The organism is Streptomyces capitiformicae (genome assembly GCF_002214185.1).
GTDB classification, from domain to species: domain Bacteria; phylum Actinomycetota; class Actinomycetes; order Streptomycetales; family Streptomycetaceae; genus Streptomyces; species Streptomyces capitiformicae.
In genome coordinates this window covers 2,947,378-2,967,892 of sequence record NZ_CP022161.1, presented here as the reverse complement: position 1 = coordinate 2,967,892, position 20,515 = coordinate 2,947,378, and the positions used below count along the sequence as shown (strand labels likewise).

The window sequence follows — 20,515 nt, the reverse complement described above, 5'->3', positions numbered from 1 at the left end:
ACGGGACGTCCTCCCGTGCGGTGCCGGAGCCGAAGACGATCCGCCGGCCCCAGGACTCGTGGACCAGCGAAGCGGTTACGCGGCCGCTGTTCGGGCCCGGGGTACGGCACCTGCCGCGAACGCCCCGACGAGGGCGGGGACGGCGAAGGCGTAGAAGGCCCATTCGATGTCGGCGCCCGAGCTGAGGACGAACGCGCCCAGGGACGGGCCGACGATGGCGCCGAACCGGCCGATGGACAGGGCCCAGGCGAGACCGTTGCCGCGGACGGCGTCCGGGTAGCGGGTCACGATGAACGCGTTGCCGAGGATCTGCGAACCGATGAACCCGAAGCCGCTGATGAACATGAGCACGAACATCACGGCCGTCGGCGGCCGGGTGCTCATCGCGATCAGGCTGAGTGTGCCGACCAGGAACGCGACGACCACGACCCGCTTGGCGCCCAGCGCGTCCGCGATCCGCCCGCCGACGATCGCCCCGACGCCGACGCCCAGCCACATCGCCGCGGTCTGCAGCAGCGCCGAGCCGAGGGAGAAACCGGCGGCCTGCATGATGCTGGGCAGCCAGGTGCTGATGCCGAAGACCAGCAGGAGTCCGCAGAAGGACATGGCCCAGAACAGGACGGTCGACACGGTGAGGCCACCCGTCAGCAGCGAGCCGAGGCCCAGCCAGCGGCCGGGGTCCGCGGCCGGCTCGGCCTCGGACGGGGCGAGACCGAGCCGCTCCTCCACCTCGCGTGCCTCGGCCACCCGACCCGTACGGCTCAGGTGGAACGGGCTCTCCGGCAGCCTGAGCACGAGCGGGATGGCCACGAACACCGGGATCACACCGATCACGTACAGCCAGCGGTACGAGACGTCCGGGAGCAGGGCGGTGCCGAGCAGCGGGGAGAGCAGGGCGCCTGCCGCGTAGCCGCTCATGATGAGGGCGACGTTGCGGCTGCGGTGGCCCGGGTCGCTGAGATCGGCCACGTACGCGTTGATCGTCGGCAGGACGACACCCAGGCCCAGGCCGACGACCAGGCGTCCGGCGCCGAAGGACGGGACACCGCCCGCGACCGTGCAGATCGCCATGCCGAGTGTGAACAGGGTGGTCCCGGCGAGCAGCAGCCGACGGGGGCCGGTGCGGTGGACGAGAGCTCCGGCGATGGCCGCGCCGATCAGCATCCCGATGCCGACGAGCGAGCCGATCGTGCCCGCCTCGGCCTTGTCGATGCCGAGCGAGGGGTCACCCAGGATGGAGGGGACGGTGACGCCGTACACGGCGAGGTCGTAGCCCTCCAGGGAGGAGACGATCCAGGCGGCGACCAGGATGAAGGTGTTCGCGGGCACTCTGGTGACTCGCGGGCGGATGACAGAGGGAGCGGTCATGGCCGGATCCTTTCTCCGACGGTGGCAGGAGCCTGCACGGGCTCGACTGCGGTGGCAAGGGTTTCGAGGAGCGCCGGGACGCCGGAGGGCGTGTCCGCGGTGCCGAGGATGTAGAAGTCGGGCCGCCACAGAACGGCGGCACGGCCGGTCTCGTCGAACCAGCGCCCGTAGACGCCGCCGACGTCGGTGAACCCCTCGGTGGTGAGGCGACGGTCGGTGAGGTGGTGGACGGCGACGCCGAGCCGAGTGGCTTTTGCCATGGCCGAGGCGTCGAGCGAGGCGCCCTCGCGGCCGTCGACGAGGAGGACGAAGCCACGGCCGAGTACGGTGTCGAAGAGCCCCTCGGTGCCGTGCGACTCGACCCGGCCGTGCGGCATGAGCTGCCCGGCCTGCGCGGACGCGTCGTGCAGACCGGGGCCGAGGCCGGGGAACCGCATTTTCTCGGGGCGCCCGTTCGCCTCGCGCTGCGCGATCAGCCGGGCGTCCCGCTCGGCGGCGGCCACCGGGTCGCGCATGGTCTGCACCCGGCCCAGCTCGATGCCCTTGGCGATGATGGCCCGGACATGCGGCTCGCGTTCGCTCTGGTACGTGTCGAGCAGCGCGTCGTCGGCGCCGCGCAGCACGGCGTCGAGTTTGAACGCGATGTTCTGGGCGTCCCGGATACCCGAGCACATGCCCTGCCCGAGGAACGGCGGCATCTGGTGGGCCGCGTCCCCGGCCAGCAGGATCCGGCCACTGCGCCAGCGCTCCGCGACCAGCGAGCGGAACGTGTACGTGGCGACGCGGATCAGCTCGGCCTGCGCACGGTCGACGTAGGCGGCGACCCTGGCCCACACCCGGTCGGGCTCCCGCTCGACGGAGAAGGAGTCCGCCGAGTCGAGCATGAAGCTGAACCGGTGGTGCTTCGGGCCCAGCGAGATGATCGATATCGGCTGCTTCGGGTCGCAGACCTGCCGGGCCTTGGGGATGTCGGCGCCGCCGCCCTCCGTCAGCCGGAAGTCGCAGACCATCCACGGCTCGGAGAAGCCGTGGTCCTCCTGACCGACGCCCAGCCACGAGCGGGTGAAGCTGTTGCCGCCGTCGCAGGCCACGACGTACCGGGCGGAGACGGCGTCGTCGTCGTCCTCGACCTGGATGTCCACACCCAGATCCGTGTGGTGGAGTCCGGTGACCCGGCAGTCCATCCGGATCCGGACGTTCTCGAGACCTCGGACCAGGCCGTCGAGGGCGTCCTCCAGGTACGGCTGGTACATCATGTACCACTCCGCCCAGCCCTGGCCGCCGACGGCGGCGAAGTCGTGCTCGATGAGCAGCTCGCCCGCGCCGCCCAGCCATTCGTAGTTCCGCTGGACGTGCAGCGTGGGCAGCAGGGCCTCGGAGATGCCGAGGCGGTCGAACGTGCGCATCGTCTCGTCGTCGAAGATGGCGGCGCGCGGCAGGTTGTAGAGGGTGGGGTAGCGCTCCAGCACGATCACGTCATGGCCTGCCTGACCGAGCAGTGCCGCCGTGACCATGCCCACGGGTCCGTACCCGATGACGGCGACGTCGTACATGTGCGTGCCCTTCCGGTCCGGTGCCTCAGGCACCGGCGTACGCGGGTGCGGGGGCCGGGGAGAGGCCGAGCAGCTTCTCGGCGTTGAGGTGGCCGATCTTCTGGCGGTCGGCGTCGCTGATCGGCGCCTTCCGCAGGAAGTCGGTGGCCGTCTCGATGTCCTCGAAGGGGTAGTCGGTGCCGAAGAGGATGTGGTCGGCGCCCATCGAGAGCAGCGCGGTCAGCAGCGGCGGGGCGGAGCAGACGCCGCTGGTGGTGATGTAGAGGTTGTCGCGGATGTACTCCGAGGGGCGGCCCCGCTTCAGCTCGATGCCGTGGTGGGCGTGGAAGTCCCAGCGGGAGTCCATGCGCCACAGCACGAACGGCAGTCCCTCTCCCATGTGGCCGAGCAGCAGTTTGGCGTTCGGGAAGTCGTCGAAGACGCCGCCGAAGATCAGCCGCAGCACATGGGTGGCCGTGTCGATGCCCCAGCTCCACATCGGCCCGACGAGCTCGGGGTGGCCCGAGAGGACGTGCGCGGTGTCGACGCCGTTGGCCGGGTGCAGATAGAGCGGTACGTCGAGGTGCTCGGCACGCTCCCAGACGACACGCAGCTCGGGGTCGTCGAGGTACCGGCCGTGGGTGTGCGCGTTGACCAGGGCGCCACGCAGTCCGAGCTGGGTGACCGCGCGTTCCAGCTCGTCGGCGGCGGCCTTCGGGTCCTGCAGGGGCAGGGCGGCGAAGCCGGAGAAGCGGTCGGGGTGCTCGGCGATGACGCCGGTCAGGAAGTCGTTGACGGTGATCGCCTGGCGTACGGCGGCGGCCGGGTCCTTCTCCGCCTGGAGGCCGGGGGAGTTGAGCGACAGCACCTGCATGTCCAGGCCTGCCGCGTCCATGTCGTCGAGACGTTCCTCGGTGAGGTCGAGGAGCCGGCGGGAGGCCTCGGCCCAGGCCTGGGGCTGGGCGACGGAAGCGGTGGACGCGCCGTGGCCCACCAGGTCGGGGGTCACGAAGTGCTCTTCGAGGCCGATCAGCTTCATAACGGGGGTCTCCTCGGGGATCGCCTGTGCGGCGAGGGGAGGTGCGGGCGGGGAGCGGTGCGGGTCGGGGAGTGACCGGGGCACTCGGGAGCGCTGCGGGTGCGCTGACAGAAGGCGGCTTGCGGCTCAAGGGTGGCTGCGAGCGGGGCCGTCGACGCGGCGGGGAAGCAGCCGGCCGGGGTGGCGGTGAGCGCCACCGATTCGCAGTTCACCAGAACGTAACGCGTTCCGCAATAGTGAATGTAAGATCCGTTTGAAGACGCCGGTCGGTCTGTCGCGTCGATAGGCTGATCGCGTTCCACCACCGGCAGGGGAGAGGGCGGTGCCGTGACCACGACAGACCCCAAGGAGAACGGGGAACGGCAGGGCATCCAGTCCGTCGAGACCGCGATGCGGGTCCTGCTGGCCCTGGAGAGCGGCGGCGGCGCGCTGAGTCTCTCGGCCATCGCGCAGGCCAGCGGTATGCAGCCCAGCAAGGTGCACCGTTACCTCGTCAGCCTCGGCCGTATCGGCCTGACCTCGCAGGATCCCGCGTCCGGCCTCTACGACTTCGGGGCCACCATGCGCCGCATGGGCGCCGAGGCGCTGCGCCGCACCAACGAGGTCGCGGTGGCCGGCGGCCACGCCATGCAACTCCGCGACCGCACGGGCCACTCCGTGAACCTCGCGGTCTGGGGTGACCGCGGCCCGATCGTGGTCAGCTGGGCGTACGGCACCCGCCCGCTGCCCCTGACCGTGCGCGTCGGCGCCACCCTCCCCCTGCTCACCTCATCCGTCGGCCAGGTCTTCCTGGCCCATCTGCCCGAGAGCCTCACCGAGGAGGTGCTCGGCGGTGAGCTGCGCGGCAAGGAGGCCGAGTGGACGGGCGAGCGGCTCGCGGCCGTACGGGCCCAGGTCCGCGAACAGGGCCATGTCGTGACGCACAGCGGTGTCATCCCGGGCATCATCTCCGTCGCCGCGCCCGTCTTCGCGGCCGGTGACCCGCTGCCGCTCGCCGTCTCCGTCGTCCTGCCCGAGAGCCTCGGCACCCCGGAACACCTCGCCGAGGTCACCCGTGAACTGCACAGCACGGTGACGGCGGCCTCGCACGAGCTGGGGCGTCTGGCCTAGGTGTATTGCCCTGAGAGGTTGGGGACGCGGCTGGCGGGTGGTTGGCCTTTCAGAGCGGTGTGTCCGCGGTGGTGATTACCGGCTTCTACCCGGCGCTCACGTGGATGTCGTTCGTGATCGCGGGCATGGCCCTGGGCCGCCTCGACCTGTCCTCCGGCACTGTCCAGAAGCGCCTGGCCGCGCTCGGCGCCTCCCTCACCGCGGCCGCCTACGGCATGTCCCTGCTGCTCGCCGGCAAGGGCGCGTTGCGGAGCACGGCGGAAGGCGGGTCGTCGTCCGGCGGCTCCGGTTCGATGCCCCCAGCCAGCGGTTCGATGCCCCCCGCCAGCGGGTCGGTACCCCTCGACGGCGGGTCGTTCCCCGATATGCCGGCGTCGTCGCTCCTGACGGCCGGGCCGCACAGCGGCACCACGTTCGACATCATCGGCAGCGTCGGAGTCGCGATCCTCGTGATCGTGGGCGCGACGGTGCTCATTGACCGCCTGCCGCGACTGCGCCGCCTGGCGAAACCGGTCATCGCCGTGGGCACCATGTCCCTGACCGCCTACGTCGGCCACTTCGTCGCACAGTCCGTGTTTTCCACGCCCGCCGGAACAGGCACCCAGCAGTCCTGGCTGCCCCTGATCATGTACGTCCTCGGGGCGATCGTGTTCGCCACGATCTGGTCCCGCTTCTTCCGCCGCGGCCCCCTGGAGTACCTCCTCAATGCCGCCACCAAGCCGGTCAAGCACATCCGATGACACCCGGCCGGGGTGGGACGCCTCCACGCCCCACCCCGGCACAGCCGTCCAGCACTGGTCGAAGCCATGCTCACAGCCCTGCAGAGCGATGAATCGAGCCGTGGGTGGCGCGCAACGGCAGACATGGGGCACCGGAGCGCGCGGCAATGATGTCCGCGGCGATGGACACCGCCGTCTCCTCGGGTGAGACAGCGCCGACGTCAGACCGATGGGCGAGTGGAGCCGCGCCAACTGGTCGCTCGACGAGTACACCCGGCTGCGTGACGAGGAGCCGTGGGCCGGGCTGACCGCATCTGCCGGGGGCGGCTCCGTCTCTCTGGCCGACCCCGCGCTCGCCCCGCTCTGGAAGGTACTGGACGAGGACGGCCGCACCCTCCTCCTGCACCCGGGAACCTCCCCGGACCCTCGGCTGACGCCGTTCTACCTCTCCAACCTCCTCGGCAACCCGGCAGAAACCGCACTGGCCGCGGCGACGGCCTCGGTCCTCGCCGACCGCGGGCAGACCATCACGCTGGCCCAGCGTCCGGACTTCGCCTGGTCGATCGCCCGGCAGGTCGCGGACGACCGGGCGGACATGACCGAGGTCGGCGAGGACCTGCGGGCGGTGCAGAACGTGGTCGAAGAGGAGTTCGGCGCGGACTTCCCGCTCAGCGGGCTGCTCGCCGAGGGAGTCGGCATCCACCATCGCGGCCTGCCGGACGACATCCGCGTCCTGACGGAATACCTGATGGAGATCTGGCCCACCTGGTGTCCACGACGACCACCGCCCAGGGTGTCAACTTCCCCGTGGCGAACGTCGTCCTGGCCTCACACCAGTTCCCGTACGGGACGGACATCCCCGCCTCGGACTTCTGGAACCTGGCAGGGAGGGCGGGCCGTGTCGAGCAGGGCGAGGTGGGCCTGATCGCACTGGCCGCGACCGACGAGGAACGGGCCCGGAAACTCCGGGGCTTCGTGGGCCGCCAGGTTGCTGAGCTGAACTCCACGCTCATCGACATGGTGGACAGGGCCATGACCTCGTACGGCCATCTCGACCTGCACACGCTGGCAGCCCTCCCCGAGTGGTCCGCCTTCGTGCAGTACCTGGCTCACACGTACCGGCAGATCGGGGACCACGAGGAGTTCGCCGAGGAGATCGAGCAGGTCCTGCGCGGCACCCTCGGTTTCCAGAGCCTGCGCCGCGTGAACGACGGCTGGGCGGCCGAACTGACCCGCAGTGTGCGGGAGTACGCGGAACGTCTCTCAGGCAAGGCGCTGGGTCTCATGGACAGCACGGGCTTCTCGGGAGAGCGTGGCGGGCATGCTGAAACGGCTGAGCGATGCGCAGATCGACCGCGAAATCTGGTATACGCCGCTGTTCGAGGGCGATCGCAGGCCGCTGGCCCAGTTGGTCGGGGTGATGCTCAAAGTGCCCCAACTCAGGGAGAGCCTCTACGAGATCACGGACGAGCACTGTCAACGGCCACTCAGTTCGGCTCTGATCCACTTCTGGTAGATCAGACGGGTCTCGCGGCCCGGCCTGACGCAGATCATCCCGGCCATCAGGACCCGGCCCGAACCCTTGCCCGTCACCTTGACCAGCGGCGTCCTGCCCCGCCGCGACCAGGTCCGGCCCTTGCCGGGCTTCAGGTCCTGCCCGGCCTCGTCCTCGAAGGCTATCCACGCGCCCAGGAGCTGGGCCGTCCTCTTACCCGCGACCACTGCTCCTCCCGCCACCTGGCCACGGCCTGCTCGTCGCGCTCGACGGCCCGGTGCGCGGGGAGCTGCGGTGACCAGCCCAGCCGGTGCAGCAGATACGAAACCCCGCGCGGGGTGTACCGGTGCCCGAACAGCCGGTGGATCAGCTCGGCCACACGCGCGAGGGTCCACCTCTGGTCCTCCACCCAGCCGTGCGCCGCAGGGCCGGCCTCCAGCTCGGCCTGCAGGCGATTTGCCTTGGCGTCGCTGAGCTGACACGGAAAGCCGCCGGGCCCCTTGGAGGCCAGGGCCGGCCTGCCGCCGTCCCGCCAGACGGCGTGCCAGGCGTACGCCGACTTCCGCGACACCCGTAACCTGCGGGCCACCTCCGGCGGCCGCACCCCCTGCTCGAACATCTCCGCGGCCTCGAAACGCAGCGCCTCACGCTTCGCCCGCCCCGCAGCGGTCAGACCGCCGCCATCCGCATACCTCATGACGATGACGTAACACCGCCAACGTCCGCTGTCACCCCACCCTTTCAACCTCAGCGGCAACTACGGCCCCTTCACAAGTGTGCGGAGCATCTCCCGCGTCGCTCTATCCGTCGAGAAGAGCACGGTGCCCCGCATGCCTCGAGTGAGCAGCACTTTGTAGGTATTGCGTATGAGATATGCGAACTCCTGCTCTGAAGCGCCAGCGACGACGGTGTCCTTGGTCGCCTGCCTGTCCGCGACCCATGCACCGTCGCGCCACACCAGGTCGGGGCCAAGGATCACGCCGTTCCAGTCGTATTCAAATCCTTGGGCGGTGTAAATGCAGCCGACTTGGGAGAATCCGGCGGGGTCAGTGGCCCACAGGTTTTTTGACGGGTAGCCGCCCACGGAACGGTCGCTCTGGACGTTCCACGGGCGCGCCCAGCCCCATTCGGGAAGGCTGACGTCGTCGACGAGTCCCACGACGTTGTCGGAGTCCCTGACGGGCCTGCTCCAGGGCCAGCAGAAGCCCGCGGTCATTCGGGCCTGCCCGCCAGCCTCGTGGTGTGAGCGGAGAACCGCTTCGAACTCCTGCGGGGTGTCCGCCAACTGAACCGAGAAGTGGTCGTCGCCTTGCCAAGGCAGTGGCCCACCAGGCGAGAGGCTTAGCAGACGCAGCACCCACTCCTCGTATGCCCGGCTGCCGCCGCAGCGGAACTGGCCTCCGAGGTGAACATGACGGACAGGCAGGTTCATGGCCCGGGCAGCCTTGTCGATCGCGCCGACGGCACCCATTTCCCCAGGGCGTACGACCTGGTGCTCATCCAGAAGGAAGACGGGCACTCGGGCGGCGTCAAGTAGTTCCTCGACCTGTCGGCGATGCCTGCCCCTGTACTTGGGCGGGATGTAGGGGTCGCGGATACGGTGCGCCTCATCGCACAGAAGTACGTCGAAGCCGTTCTTCTCTACCCGGGAGAACTCGTAGAAGTAGCGGAAGAGCTTCTTGACCCGAGGGTCATTCGGCGCCGTTGCCTGTTGCAGCGTGGTGGTAAACGCCTTGGACCCGGTGGCATGCAAAGCGGAAAGATCGTTTCTGTAGAGCTCACCGAGCAGTTCGAGAGCGATGACGCTCTTTCCTGAGCCAGGCCCTCCCGTGACGACGACGACCTCCTTGAAGTCGGCATCCCTGGCCTTCTTCACCGCGCGCATGACCAGGGCGTAGGCAACTCTTTGCTCATTGAGCAGGTTGAACTGGCTGCGGTCCGCGATCCCCTCTGCGGCAACGTCCATGAGCTTTTTGCTGGGAGCAACGCGTTCCGGACGCAGAGCATCAGCCGCCTGCACACCAGCTGCGGGAGCGAGTCGCTCAGCGAGGAACTTCTGGAACTTCTCCCTGCTGGAGCCCGTGAAGAGCTGCCCATGCGCGTCGGGAGCGAAGGCGAAGAGCTGGTCGACGCCTTGGTCCGTGGCATTGTGCAGGTATGCCGCGCCGCTGATGCGGTGTTCGCAGCCGTGAAGGGACTTGGTGAAGTCGGCGATGTGGTCGCAGTAACGGCGAACTTGGGCAACGGGGTGAAGACGGGCCACGTTGCCCATCCCGTCGACGAGTACGAGGTCTTCGGCATCGGGAACAGGGCGAGCCTTGGTCCACTGCTTGAGTTCGATGGCCACATAGGACGGCTCACCAGTCACAGGATGGATTCCACAGAGGAGGACGTCCACACGGTAACTGGACAATGGGACCGGGTACTCGATGAGCATCTCAACGTTCCCGAGTCCCACGTCCACGAGCACGTCAGCGAGGGCGGGCAGGCTGTTCCGCCAGGAGCGTTGCTCGCTCTCGCCCGCCTCGTATCCGTGGACGACACGGAATCGCCGGGACAGGTTCTCCCCCAGCGTGACTGCGTCGCATTCTTTGACAAGGTCATGAACGGCCATGCGTAGCAGAGTCACTGGAGATCCCCGGGCAGCACGAGACACCTGAGCAGGCCAGGGCATGCCGCACAGCGGCGCGAAAACCCGGTTGCCTACACGAACGAGATTCACCCTAACGGGTGACATCGACATGCCGGGGCGAACAACCTGGGGTCCTCACAACGCCAGTTGTTGCACGACGAAGCTCAGATGCTGGATATGACCGACCTGGATCCATTTCTCGGCGTTGCCGCATTGCGTGCTCCGTCGCCATACGCGCACGCGTACAGCCAGCGTTCCGCCTCACTCGCGCCGAGGCCGTCGGTGCCTCGGAAGTCATCGGACTCCACGATCCAGCGGGCCATGGCACGAGCCCGGTAATCACGGTACGGACCTCTCGTGGGCGCCTTGCCGAGGCCGAGCCCGCTCAGGAAGGACAGACCTGCGGCATAGCGTTGCTGCTTCGGAGTTCGTTCCGGCCCCGTCACCAACCGCAGGCTGCTTGTGGTGGCCAGCCGCCACAAGGCCTCCGCGGAAGCGTCGAGGCGTTCGACATGGATCGCGTCAATCCACCCGGTCATGCCGTCCATGACGTCGATGAGACCGGCCACGCGCGGTGTCAACCAGTGGCGCAGTGCCGCTTCGTCGGGCTCCGGGTCGGGGACCATGAGTCGCCCTCGCGGGCGTTCAGGCCCGGTGCGCGGGAGGATTGTCCATAGGGGCGCGATCCGTTTTCGCAGGCCGGGATCCACATGGGCGTAGGCAGTCACGGCCGCACGGGTCGTCGGCAGTACCGGTACGTAGATCGGCTCGACCATCGCGGCTCCCCCGTCGATCCGCTGCTTTCGCCCGAATCACCTCTCATCGCAGGGTGCGAGGAAGCAGTTGAAACGGAAAGAGCGCAGTTCAGGCCAGAGCCGGGTATCCCGCCATGATTCACACCAAGTACGAAGCCAGCAGCATCAGTTGCGGGCGGCGCTAGAGCGGTTCCCCCCGCAGAGCGCTCGGTGGTACTCGACGTACTGCTCGTCGACGGCGTGTTCGGGATGGCGCCTGAGCGTGCCAATGGACTGGCCGTCCCTGCTCCTCCGCACGTTCCAGTGCTCGTCTATGAAGATGGTCAGGGTGTCGAACTGGACGTGATGGTTGGGGCACAGACACAGCATGTTGGACAGTGTGTCCGGCCCGTCGTGCGGGCTTCCGAGTCCTCTGATGTGTGCTGCCTCGCTGTAGTGGCCGAATCGTGTCTCCAGCCGAAGCCCGCACACTTGGCACCCATGCTGGTGCAGCAGTTTGACCCTGTTCACAAGACGCTGATCCCGGTCAGGGCGTGAAGAGGTGACCTGGCGACGCCCACTGGGCCGGGCGGACTCACTGCCGCCATCGCGCTCGCCGTCACCTTCCTCCGCCCCGCTTGCGTGCGCGTAGCCACCAAGACCCACCCGCTCCAGGAGTTCTTCCTGATCAATATTCTCGAAGTAGGTGGTGCACAGCAGACCAATCGCCTCGGCTCGGGCGAGCGGCTGCCGGAGCAGCCTTGCGGCTTCTGGGCGGAGTCCTGCTTGGGCTCCTGACTCGACGGAAGCCGCCAGCGACACCGGGTCCGGTCGCCGCCGCTCCGTACCTACGACATCCCACAGCCCATGGCCACTCAGGTGACGAAACGGGTACTCGAGTGACACGGACACACCCGGAGTGCCGAACTCGTGCAGGATGGGCTCGAGTTGGCTTCGACAGACGTCAGCCGACGCCAGGCGGCCTTGCCCCGACGCCAAGCGGCCAATGGCCCAGAGCAGTGTGAGGGACCCATGACGGGTACGGCGCTCGTCCGGTACGTCGGCGTCGAGCTTTCCAAGTGCGTGCAGGAGTTCTCCGCGACCCATCGTCTTGGCAGGAGTGGAGGGCTCTCTCCCAGCGGATGACCGTTTCGCCGCAACGGCTGCCTGTCCATCCAGAAGACGCAGGTGCCGACGGCGTTCTGCAGCCCTGACGAGGGTGAGGCTGCGCAGTGGAGGTGTCATTGCCAGGGCAGTCAGTATGGGCTGTGCCGGCACGTGGAACTCGACGATGTCGCCCAGGGCCATGATGTACTCCCAGGTGCTCTGCGTCTCCTCGTCAACGCCCCAGACCGCTGCTGCCAAGTCGCGGTTGCGAAGGAGCCCCAGAATGCGGGCGCGGGCTATGAACGTGTTCTGTGCGTAGAAGAGGACCTCGTCGCCGACCTTGCGGTCCCGCAGTGCGACGGCCTTGGCGTTCCCGGTGTGCTGCGTGGGCGTCGAGCCCCACAGGCGCGCCACTCCGTCGGGGAAGATCCGCTTGAGGGTGTCCGCATCCTCTCCGAGAACGCGCTCGTAGTCCACGAGCCGGATTCCTCTTCGCACCGAGTGGTCGAAGTGTTGCGGCCCGCGCATCCTGGCGCTGCCGCGGGGCTGCAGCACCCACTGGACCGAGTCGCTTTCGACGCGCCCGGCCAGGTCTTTCCCTCCTTCCCTGCCTCCTGCTGCACTGGCATCGAAGATCGACTCATCACCATGACCGTTCCCCATGGTGATCAGATTTTCATATCAACGATGGGATGCGGTAAGGCCTTTCCCCGTGAAGCCTTCTGGACGACCGCCATCGCCCCCTGTCAGGAGGCAGACTTCCTTGGAAAGGCCCCCGACAGGAAGCTGTCGAGAATCCGCCCTCGCAGCACGCGCAGCATCCTGTTCTCCGCGAGTGCCGTGTATGCCCGTTCGTGTAGGCGGTCGGCGAGCTGTGCGAACTGCTCGCGCACCTCGTACGGGGGCCATCTGACCTCGGTCGCTGCGAATGCGCGCCGACTGATCTCACGGCCGGCGGACCCTTGTGCGGTCGCTGCCAGTTCGGCACTGCGCAGGCGGATGTCATGGAGCAGCCAGAGGGCGTCGGTCACGGACGTGGGGCTCAGCACGAGCACTCCCCGGCCGGGAATGACCGGCGCTTTGTTCATGACCGCCCTCACCCCGTCTTCTCTGGAGGCGACCAGCAGGGAATGCGGCTCGCACATCAGGGCACCCTTCGGGGCGGCGGCGAAATGGTGCTCCGTCTCATGGAGGTGCGGCCACTCGCTCTGCAGGATGTCGGCAGGTGCCGCAAAATCGATGTCCTGCTGCGTGGGCAACTCAACGTCGTCCGACCGCGGACGTGACGAGGTGCCGGCATGCAGCTCCGCGAGCGCGCCGATGGTTCTGTCCGCCCATGCTCCGCTGCGCCCGGCCAGCATCGCGAAGTGCCCATCGACCAGTTCTGTGGCGCATGCGGCGATGCGCGCATTGGTCGATTCCTTCGCCTCCAGAAGGCGCATCGCGCCCAGCAGTGCAGGCCTCGACTCCACAGGGGGAACGGGCACGGGAAGTGTGCGTAGCGCCGCCAGACTCAACGTGCGATGCAGCGTGGAACCGGTGGCCTGCTGCGCGCACCATTCGCGCACCTCCGGCGAACCGAGCCACAATCTCAGCCACGCCGCCTCACCGGGCTCGTCCGCGCGGATGATCCCGACAGTCCGAGAGGTGTTCCAGTGGCGGAACTCCTCGGTGACAACCGCCGCCTGACCCACACGGCCCACCAGAACCACGACGACGTCGCCGGCCTCCAGCTGACTCCGTGGGTTCTCTTCGTGAACGCGGGGATCGATGCGCCTTGGCTCATTGCTGCGCAACTGTCCGTCCTGGACATCCGCGGCACGGATCATTCCCACACCACCCTCGGTGTGTTGACCGGGGCGAGTGATGCCGTAACCGATCAACTGCACCGACCGCAGTTCCCCCAAGGGCACCACATCCCATTGCGGTGGGAGCAGCCGCAACCGCTCGTCCAGCCCGCTCACCATCACAACTTCCCCAGCAGTTCGCGCAGTTCCTCTTCCAGACTGTGCGACTTCGCGAAGAGCTCGTACAACTCGTCGGTCAGATCGGCGATTCGCTCTTCTCCACTCACATCCTCTGTCTCGACAGCGGGTGCGCCAACATGATGTGAAGGCAACACGTCGTGCTTGCGCTCGGCGATCTCGTCCAAGGACACCGACCTGCACCAGCCGGGCACATCTTCGTAGCGCGCCGCTCCCTCTGCTCCCCGCCAGGCCGCGAAGGCCGTGACAATGCGCTCTCGTGCCTGCTTCGGCACGGCGCGGCGGCCACGCCCGACGGTTACCGCGGTCTCACGGGCATCAATCAGCAAGAACTGACCTGACCGGTCACTGCTGCCCCAGTTCTCGTGAGGTGTCTTGCTCCAGGTGAACAACCACAGGCTCACGGGATTGCGCACATGGGGGACCAGTCCGGCGGGCAGCTCCACCACGCAGCTCAGGACGTCGTGTTCCAGCATGCGTGCGCGGATGTCCCGTTCCCCGGCTTTCGCTCCGGAGGCGGCACCCGTGGGCAGCAGGAGCGCACCGCGTCCGGCTCGGGTACGGGACAGCTTGCTCACCACGTGCTGAGCCCAGGCGAAGTTGGCGTTGCCGGCCGGTGGCGGGCCGTAGCGCCAGCGCGGATCGTAGTGTCGGCTCTCACGATCGTCCCACCCCGACTGGTTGAAGGGCGGGTTGGCCACGACCACGTCGAAGGTCTGGTCCGGAAACCGGTCATCGGTCAGGGTCGAAGAGGGACCTGCCAGATGCGCCTCAGCGCCGTGCACGGAGAGGTTCATCGCGGCGGTCTGCACGGCGGTCCTGTTCACGTCCTGTCCGTACAGCCCCAGGCGGGAGTTGCCGTCGGCGGACTCGACGTACTCATGGGCCCGCAGGAGGAAACCACCCGATCCGCACACCGGGTCGTAGACGGTCTCACCGGCCCGGGGCTCCATCAGGTCGATCAGCAGATGGGCGATGTCAGGCGGCGTGTAGTAGCTGCCGCCCTTGCCCGTCGTCTGGGTATGGCGCAGACATTCTTCGAAAAGCGCTGCGGGTTCCCGTGTCGCAGTCGCCCACTCGACAAGAGGGACGAGCTGGTGTGCGCGCACGTCGGCGAGGTGCGGCAGGTTCTCCAGCCGAACGTGGCGCGATTCCCAGACATCCAGACCGCTCCGAATGATGGGCGACAGCTCGTAGGGGTCTCGCCACCAGGCTCCCGTCGCGAGAGTGCCCCACGCATCGCGAGCGCGAGTCCGGTGGCTCCAGTCATCGGACTCGTCGGCGTCCGCCTCGTGACGCAAGAGCGTCAAGGCCATGGCCAGCAGGAGGGCGTCCTGGGGTGCCATCGCCTCGCGCAGACCATCCAGCGCACGTCCCAACGACGGACCTCTCGACGCCTTCTCCACCCTCGACTCCTGCCGTTCTCATCCTGTTCCGCCGTGAGCACCTGTCCCGCCGGTCCGCCCATCATGCCCGGTGGACCTCACTCGGACCGTATGTAGCTCAAGACGACGAACGCCAGCATGGCCACGGCGATGAACACCCCTCCACCCGTCGCCAACGCCTGATCAACGCCGCCCATCCGAGCCAGTCGCCAGAAGGCGGCGCCCAGCCCGCAGATCACCGCCAGCGCGAGAGCGAGCGCTGCCGTCATGATCTTCAGCTCGTTCAACTGCCCTCCCCTTGCCCAATCCCTATGGAAAACAGCACAAAGTGGGCACAGGACAGTTCCCGTCCAGTGCACCACACCACTGTAGCCTACTTCAGCAGTCGGTTTGGTTCTACAGCAGTCCGTTCGGAAGACCGCCCAGAGTTAAAAACCCAACTCTCAGCTCGTGAATTCCCGCACCATGAATTCCTGTAGCAACGACAGGGACGGCAACAAGGCGCGAACCGCTGGCGCCGACCCGCCTCGCCAGGCAGGGGCAACGGCTCACGGCCTCCGTCCATGTACCTGCACCCCACCGCCCGGCCCCGCTACGATCTGAGCGGGGCATATTGCTGTCTGAGCAGCAGCAATCGACACAGAGCGACACGAAGCGGGGACAGGCGCATGCGGGACGGCCGGTGGACAACGGTCACCGACTCCGAGTTCCAGCATGAGCACCGGGGTCTGGAGGCCATCCGCGAGAAGCTCCCGGACAACGATCCGTGGCGGGCCTGGTCGAACTTCACCTTCACCGCCCACACCGGCCACGTCCGGGAAGTGGACCTGCTGGTGATCGCCCCGGGCGGCGTCCACCTGATCGAGCTGAAGGACTGGCACGGCTCCGTCGAGTCCCGCAACGGCACCTGGCTGCAGACCCAGCCCAGCGGCCGGCAGCTCCCTCACGGCAACCCGCTGCACCTGGCCAACAAGAAGGCCAAGGAACTGGCCACACTGCTGAAGCAGCACGGCGAGAAGGTGTGGGTCTCGGAAGCCGTCTGCTTCACCGACTCCTCACTGCGCAACCGGCTGCCCACCCACGACCGCAACGGCGTCTTCACCGTCCACCAACTGGCCGAGATGCTGAAGGAGCCGCCGAAGGACGAGTACCGCCGGATCGACGCCGCGCGCTCGCGCCGGATCAAGGCCGCCCTGGAGCGCATCGGCATCGCTCGCAGTGACGCTGAGTACAAGGTCGGCCCGTACCTGCTCAGCCGGAAGGCGTTCGACTCGGGCCCGACCTGGGCCGACTATCTGGCCCAGCACAGCGAGCTGCCGGAGGCCGCCCGCGTCCGTGTCTATCTGCGCGAGCGCGGCTCCGACGCCGAGCTGCGGGCATCCGTGGAGCGTGCCGCGCGCCGCGAGGCCGCTGTGCTGCGCGCCTTCCGGCACCCCGGCGTCGTCCAGCTCAAGCAGTACGACCCCTCCGGTCACTCCGCAGGCCCCGCGCTGATCTTCGATTTCGATCCGCGGACCCTGCGCCTGGACGAGTACCTGATCCAGTACGGCGAGAAACTGGACATCCTCAGCCGGATGGCGCTGGTGCGCCAGCTGGCCGAGACGGTGCGCTCGGCGCACGGCCGACGGATCTTCCACCGCACCCTGGCGGCCCGCGCGGTCCACGTCATCCCGCGCGGCCGTAGCCGCCGGAGCGACTCCGAGAGCGAGACCGGCGCCTGGTCCAGCCCGCACCTGCAGATCTCGGACTGGCAGGTCGCCGTCCAGCGCAGCTCCGAGCACGGAGGGGCCGGCAATGGCGAGCGGTTCGCCCCCACGACCTTCTCGCGTGCGGGCGCACATCTCGCCGAGGGCGCGGACCCGTATCTGGCCCCGGAGCTGACCGCGCTCAGGCCCGACCCGGTCGCCCTGGACGTGTACGGACTCGGCGTACTCACCTATCTCCTGGCCACCGGCAGGTCACCGGCCGCCAGCCAGGCCGAACTGGTCGCTCGCTACGAGGCGGGCGAGGGCCTGCGCCCCAGCTCCGTAGTGGACGGTCTCTCCCCTTACATCGACGAGCTGGTGCAGGCGGCCACGGCCTACGACGTCTCCGCCCGGCTGTCGTCGGTGGACGACTTCCTGGAGATGCTGGAGGTCGTCGAAGCGGACCTGACCGAGCCTGCGCCGGCCGAGACCCCGCGCCCGGCCGAACCCGAGAAGGACCCTCTGGACGCGGTCGCGGGCGACGTGCTGGCGGGCCGCTGGGAGGTCAGACGCCGCCTCGGTACGGGTTCGACGAGCCGCGCGTTCCTGGTGCGGGACCTGACCGCCGGCTCGGATGTGCGCTTCTCGAAGTCTCTAGCCGTGCTGAAGGTCGCCACGTCCGACAGCCGCGGCGAGGTGCTGCGTCGCGAGGCCGAGATGCTGGGCCGGCTCCGCCCCGACTCCCGCGTGATCCGCCTGGTCGAGCCGGAACCGCAGCGGATCGGCCCGCGCACGGTCCTGGTCATGGAGTACGTCGGCGACGAGCGCGACGAGAGCGGCGAGCCGTCCGCGACGGGTGCGAAGCGCCGACGCCGGGAGGAGACGGTCGCCCGGCAGCTGCGCGAGTTCGGCCGCCTGTCCGTGGACCAGCTCGAGGCGTACGGCGACTACCTGTTCGGCGCGGTGGACTTCCTCGAGGGCGAGGGCGTGTGGCACCGCGACATCAAGCCCGACAACATCGCGATCCGTATCCGCCCGAACCGCACCCGCGAGCTGGTGCTGATCGACTTCTCGCTCGCGGGCTACCCGGTGAACGAGACCGCGGCGGGCACGGACGGCTACCTGGACCCGTTCATCGGCACGCTCACCGACCGCTCGGTCTACGACGCCCACGCCGAGCGATACGCCCTGGCCGTCACCCTGCACGAGATGGCGTCCCGAGAGCTCCCGGTGTGGGGCGACGGCAAGGTCTCGCCGCGTCAGACCGACCCGGAGAAGGAGCCGTACCCGAGGATCGCCGCCGACGCCTTCGACCCGGCGGTACGGGACGGCCTGGTCGCGTTCTTCCAGAGGGCACTGCACCGGGACGCCTCCGAGCGCTTCCCGGACCTCAAGCCGATGCGGGACGCCTGGAAGAAGATCTTCCTCGCCATGGACGAGGCGAAGCCCTCGTCCCGCCGCCCGTCACGGCACGCAGCGCCACCCACGCAGGGCGAGGCGGCGCAGCCCGCACCGGATGCCGCCATTCCGGAGGCCGAGGAGGAGAGCGCCGAGCAGCAGCGCGAGCGGCTGGCGGAGCGCGTCGACCGGGACACGCTGATCTCGTCGTCCGGCCTGAGCCCAGCCGCGGAGTCGTTCGTGTACGGCCTGGGCGTCAACACTGTCGGCGAGCTGCTCGACTACAGCCAGCGCCAGCTCGTCAACGCCCCCGGTCTCGGCGCCAAGACCCGCAAGGAGGTCTTGAACCGCATCAAACAGTGGCGACTCAGGCTCGCGGAGAAGCCCGCCGCACCGCTCACTCCCGAGGGCCGCAAGGCCGCGAAGGAGGAACTGTCGGCCGCCGAGGCCGCGGCGGCCGACGCGGTGGCGGCGAGCGGCGGCGCCGGTGCGCAGTCGCTCCCGGAGCGCGCACTGCGCAGCGTCAGCCTCGACACGCTCGCCACGGTGTTCGTACCGCCACTGCGCAAGGACGGCTCGAACCACAACGAGTGCGAGATGGTACGGCTGCTGCTGCGCCTGCCCAACGAACAGGGCGTACTGCCGTCAGAGGTCGGGGTCTGGCCGACGCAGACGGACGTCGCGCACGCGCTCGGGCTGTCGCGGGGCCGCATCCCGCAGATGCTGAAGAACCAGCGGACCCGCTGGAAGAAGCACCCGGCGGTACGGGCGCTGCGCGCCGAGGTCCTGGACCTGCTGCACGGCCTTGGCCGGGTCGCCTCAGCGGCGGAGATCGCGGACGCGCTGACCGTACGGCGCGGCACCCAGCTCCAGGAGCGCGAGCAGCGCCGGGCGCTGGCGCTGGCCGCCGTACGGGCCGTGGTGGAGGTCGAGCAACTCGTGCCGGACGAGGCCGAGTTCCAGCACGCCCCGAACCGCGACGCGGCCGACGAGAGCATGGGCGCGGGGCTGCTGGCGCTGGAGGTGGGCGCGGATGACGCGCCGGACACGCCGTCCGCGCCGGGGCTGCTCCACTACGCCCATCGGCTCGGCCGTATCGCCGACGGCATGTCGGAGCTCGACACCCTGCCGACGGCGGCGACCGTGGTGGCCGAACTGGGGGCCGTACCCCCGCCCAGTGCTGCGGTGCAGTGGGACGACCGGCGCATGGTGGAGATCGCGGTGGCCGCCTCCCGCCATGCCGCCGCGACGCCCCGCCTGGAGATCTATCCACGCAAGCTGCCGCTGGTACGGGCGCTGCGCCTCACCCAGGCCGGCCTGGTGCCGCTCATCCCGGGGATGGCGGAGGCCGAGCAGCCGGGCCTGACCGGGGAGGATGTCCACGAGCGGGTACGGGCCCGCTTCCCGGAGTTGCTGAACGAGCGCGGTGGCCATGCTCTGCCTACAGGCGGCCCGCTGACGAAGGCCCTGCGGGACGCCGGCTTCGACCTGGTGCTGTCAACGCGCAAGAGCACGGGGACGCTGCGCTACCTGCCGAGCAACCCGGACGGCACGTCGATCTATCTGTCGTCGGACGCCCGACGGCAGCCGACGGGCACCGTCTCCGCGCACCGCTACTCCGACGACCCGGAACTCGCGGCGGCGGGCACGGCCGAGGACCGGTTGAAGGCGTCGGCGCGGCGGGACGGGTTCCGCGTACTGACGGTGCCGACGGAGTGGGCACGGGATGCGATCGACGAACTCGGGCGCGACGACTTCGGCGGCGGGGCCGTCGTGGTGTCGGTGGCCGAGCTGTTCGTGCGGGCGCTGCACGAGTTGGTCGACCCTCGGCCCAAGCCGACGTGGGAGACGATCCTGCGTGCGGATGTGGCGAAGGCCGGGACGCCGGGGGCGATGAAGTTCGCCGAGTACGCGGGGACGGCGTGGGGACTGGTGGAGCCTCGGATCGGGGAGCTGCTGGTGCCGGGGGGCACGGGCTCTGGGAACAGTGGCGGCGTGGGCGGGTTGGCTGCTCCGTTGCTGCTGACGGATGCCGGGGTCTTCGCCCGGTACGACGCGATGGGTGTGCTGGAGCGGCTGGCGGAGCGGTCGCGGGGTGGTGGCCGCGCGCTGTGGCTGCTGTGCCCGCAGAGCGACCCGGCCCGGCCGCCGCGGCTGGGGACGGTGGCGGTGCCGTATCAGTCGGGGCTCGGTGAGTGGATCGTGCTCAATGAGTTCTGGGTACAGAACGCGCACCGCGCGAAGCCGGAGAGGGCCGGGGCCGGTGCCGGCGGCCTACGGGGATGACGCGCTGAGCGCGTGTGCCGCATACGGAGCCGCTCGCGTG

The 20,515-nt window shown here is 68.8% G+C and carries 15 protein-coding genes and 1 pseudogene; 5 read left to right on the top strand and 11 right to left on the bottom strand.

What is annotated here, in order from left to right; all coding sequences use genetic code 11:
- Window positions 1–75 precede the first annotated feature (75 nt).
- The 3 genes from CES90_RS13140 to CES90_RS13130 are packed head-to-tail and all read right to left on the bottom strand — an operon-like array spanning window position 76 to window position 3,939.
- Window positions 76–1,368, bottom strand: coding sequence for an MFS transporter (locus CES90_RS13140; protein ID WP_189784947.1), 1,293 nt, complete (start codon window positions 1,366–1,368; stop codon window positions 76–78).
- A complete protein-coding gene (locus CES90_RS13135) occupies window positions 1,365–2,954 on the bottom strand; it encodes a bifunctional 3-(3-hydroxy-phenyl)propionate/3-hydroxycinnamic acid hydroxylase (protein WP_229914048.1) in 1,590 nt (529 codons plus the stop codon). Before CES90_RS13135 ends, CES90_RS13140 begins: the two co-directional genes overlap by 4 nt.
- Window positions 2,947–3,939 (bottom strand): amidohydrolase family protein, encoded by a 993-nt coding sequence (locus CES90_RS13130; RefSeq protein WP_189784946.1) that lies wholly within the window; start codon window positions 3,937–3,939, stop codon window positions 2,947–2,949. Before CES90_RS13130 ends, CES90_RS13135 begins: the two co-directional genes overlap by 8 nt.
- A gap of 327 nt (window positions 3,940–4,266) precedes the next feature.
- On the opposite strand from CES90_RS13130, the gene CES90_RS13125 reads away from it, so the two are divergent.
- The 4 genes and pseudogenes from CES90_RS13125 (at window position 4,267) to CES90_RS13110 (ending at window position 7,284) form a co-directional block, all read left to right on the top strand.
- Complete coding sequence (locus CES90_RS13125; RefSeq protein ID WP_189784945.1) at window positions 4,267–5,049, top strand: IclR family transcriptional regulator; 783 nt, start codon at window positions 4,267–4,269, stop codon at window positions 5,047–5,049.
- Between the two features lie 74 nt (window positions 5,050–5,123).
- Window positions 5,124–5,789, top strand: a pseudogene (locus tag CES90_RS13120) (DUF418 domain-containing protein); the annotation flags it as partial.
- Between the two features lie 208 nt (window positions 5,790–5,997).
- Window positions 5,998–6,693, top strand: a complete 696-nt coding sequence (locus tag CES90_RS13115; protein ID WP_208921421.1) for an amidohydrolase family protein — start codon at window positions 5,998–6,000, stop codon at window positions 6,691–6,693.
- 396 nt (window positions 6,694–7,089) lie between these two features.
- Window positions 7,090–7,284: a hypothetical protein gene (locus CES90_RS13110; RefSeq protein ID WP_189784321.1), complete on the top strand. Its 195-nt coding sequence runs from the start codon at window positions 7,090–7,092 to the stop codon at window positions 7,282–7,284.
- Here the strand turns inward: CES90_RS13110 and CES90_RS13105 are convergent.
- The 8 genes from CES90_RS13105 to CES90_RS13070 form a co-directional block, all read right to left on the bottom strand.
- Entirely contained in the window at window positions 7,245–7,490 is a 246-nt protein-coding gene (locus tag CES90_RS13105; RefSeq protein ID WP_189784320.1) for a hypothetical protein, read from the bottom strand. The two genes, CES90_RS13110 and CES90_RS13105, sit on opposite strands and share 40 nt — an antisense overlap.
- Window positions 7,445–7,960, bottom strand: a complete 516-nt coding sequence (locus CES90_RS13100) for a winged helix-turn-helix domain-containing protein (protein WP_189784319.1) — start codon at window positions 7,958–7,960, stop codon at window positions 7,445–7,447. Before CES90_RS13100 ends, CES90_RS13105 begins: the two co-directional genes overlap by 46 nt.
- Before the next feature lie 60 nt (window positions 7,961–8,020).
- Window positions 8,021–9,877, bottom strand: coding sequence for a DUF2075 domain-containing protein (locus tag CES90_RS13095; RefSeq protein WP_189784318.1), 1,857 nt, complete (start codon window positions 9,875–9,877; stop codon window positions 8,021–8,023).
- Window positions 9,878–10,059: 182 nt separating this feature from the next.
- Entirely contained in the window at window positions 10,060–10,671 is a 612-nt protein-coding gene (locus CES90_RS13090) for a hypothetical protein (protein WP_189784317.1), read from the bottom strand.
- Window positions 10,672–10,815: 144 nt separating this feature from the next.
- Window positions 10,816–12,213, bottom strand: coding sequence for an HNH endonuclease (locus tag CES90_RS49480; RefSeq protein WP_229913965.1), 1,398 nt, complete (start codon window positions 12,211–12,213; stop codon window positions 10,816–10,818).
- Between the two features lie 269 nt (window positions 12,214–12,482).
- On the bottom strand, window positions 12,483–13,703 hold the full coding sequence (locus CES90_RS13080) for a restriction endonuclease subunit S domain-containing protein (RefSeq protein ID WP_189784316.1): 1,221 nt from the start codon (window positions 13,701–13,703) through the stop codon (window positions 12,483–12,485).
- Window positions 13,703–15,127, bottom strand: coding sequence for an N-6 DNA methylase (locus tag CES90_RS13075; RefSeq protein WP_189784315.1), 1,425 nt, complete (start codon window positions 15,125–15,127; stop codon window positions 13,703–13,705). The genes CES90_RS13080 and CES90_RS13075 overlap by 1 nt, the downstream gene beginning before the upstream one ends.
- 77 nt (window positions 15,128–15,204) lie before the next feature.
- Window positions 15,205–15,393, bottom strand: a complete 189-nt coding sequence (locus CES90_RS13070) for a hypothetical protein (RefSeq protein WP_189784314.1) — start codon at window positions 15,391–15,393, stop codon at window positions 15,205–15,207.
- A gap of 381 nt (window positions 15,394–15,774) precedes the next feature.
- Between CES90_RS13070 and pglW the strand changes: the two genes are divergently transcribed.
- A complete protein-coding gene (gene pglW, locus CES90_RS13065; RefSeq protein ID WP_189784313.1) occupies window positions 15,775–20,475 on the top strand; it encodes a BREX system serine/threonine kinase PglW in 4,701 nt (1,566 codons plus the stop codon).
- The last annotated feature ends 40 nt before the right edge of the window (window positions 20,476–20,515 follow it).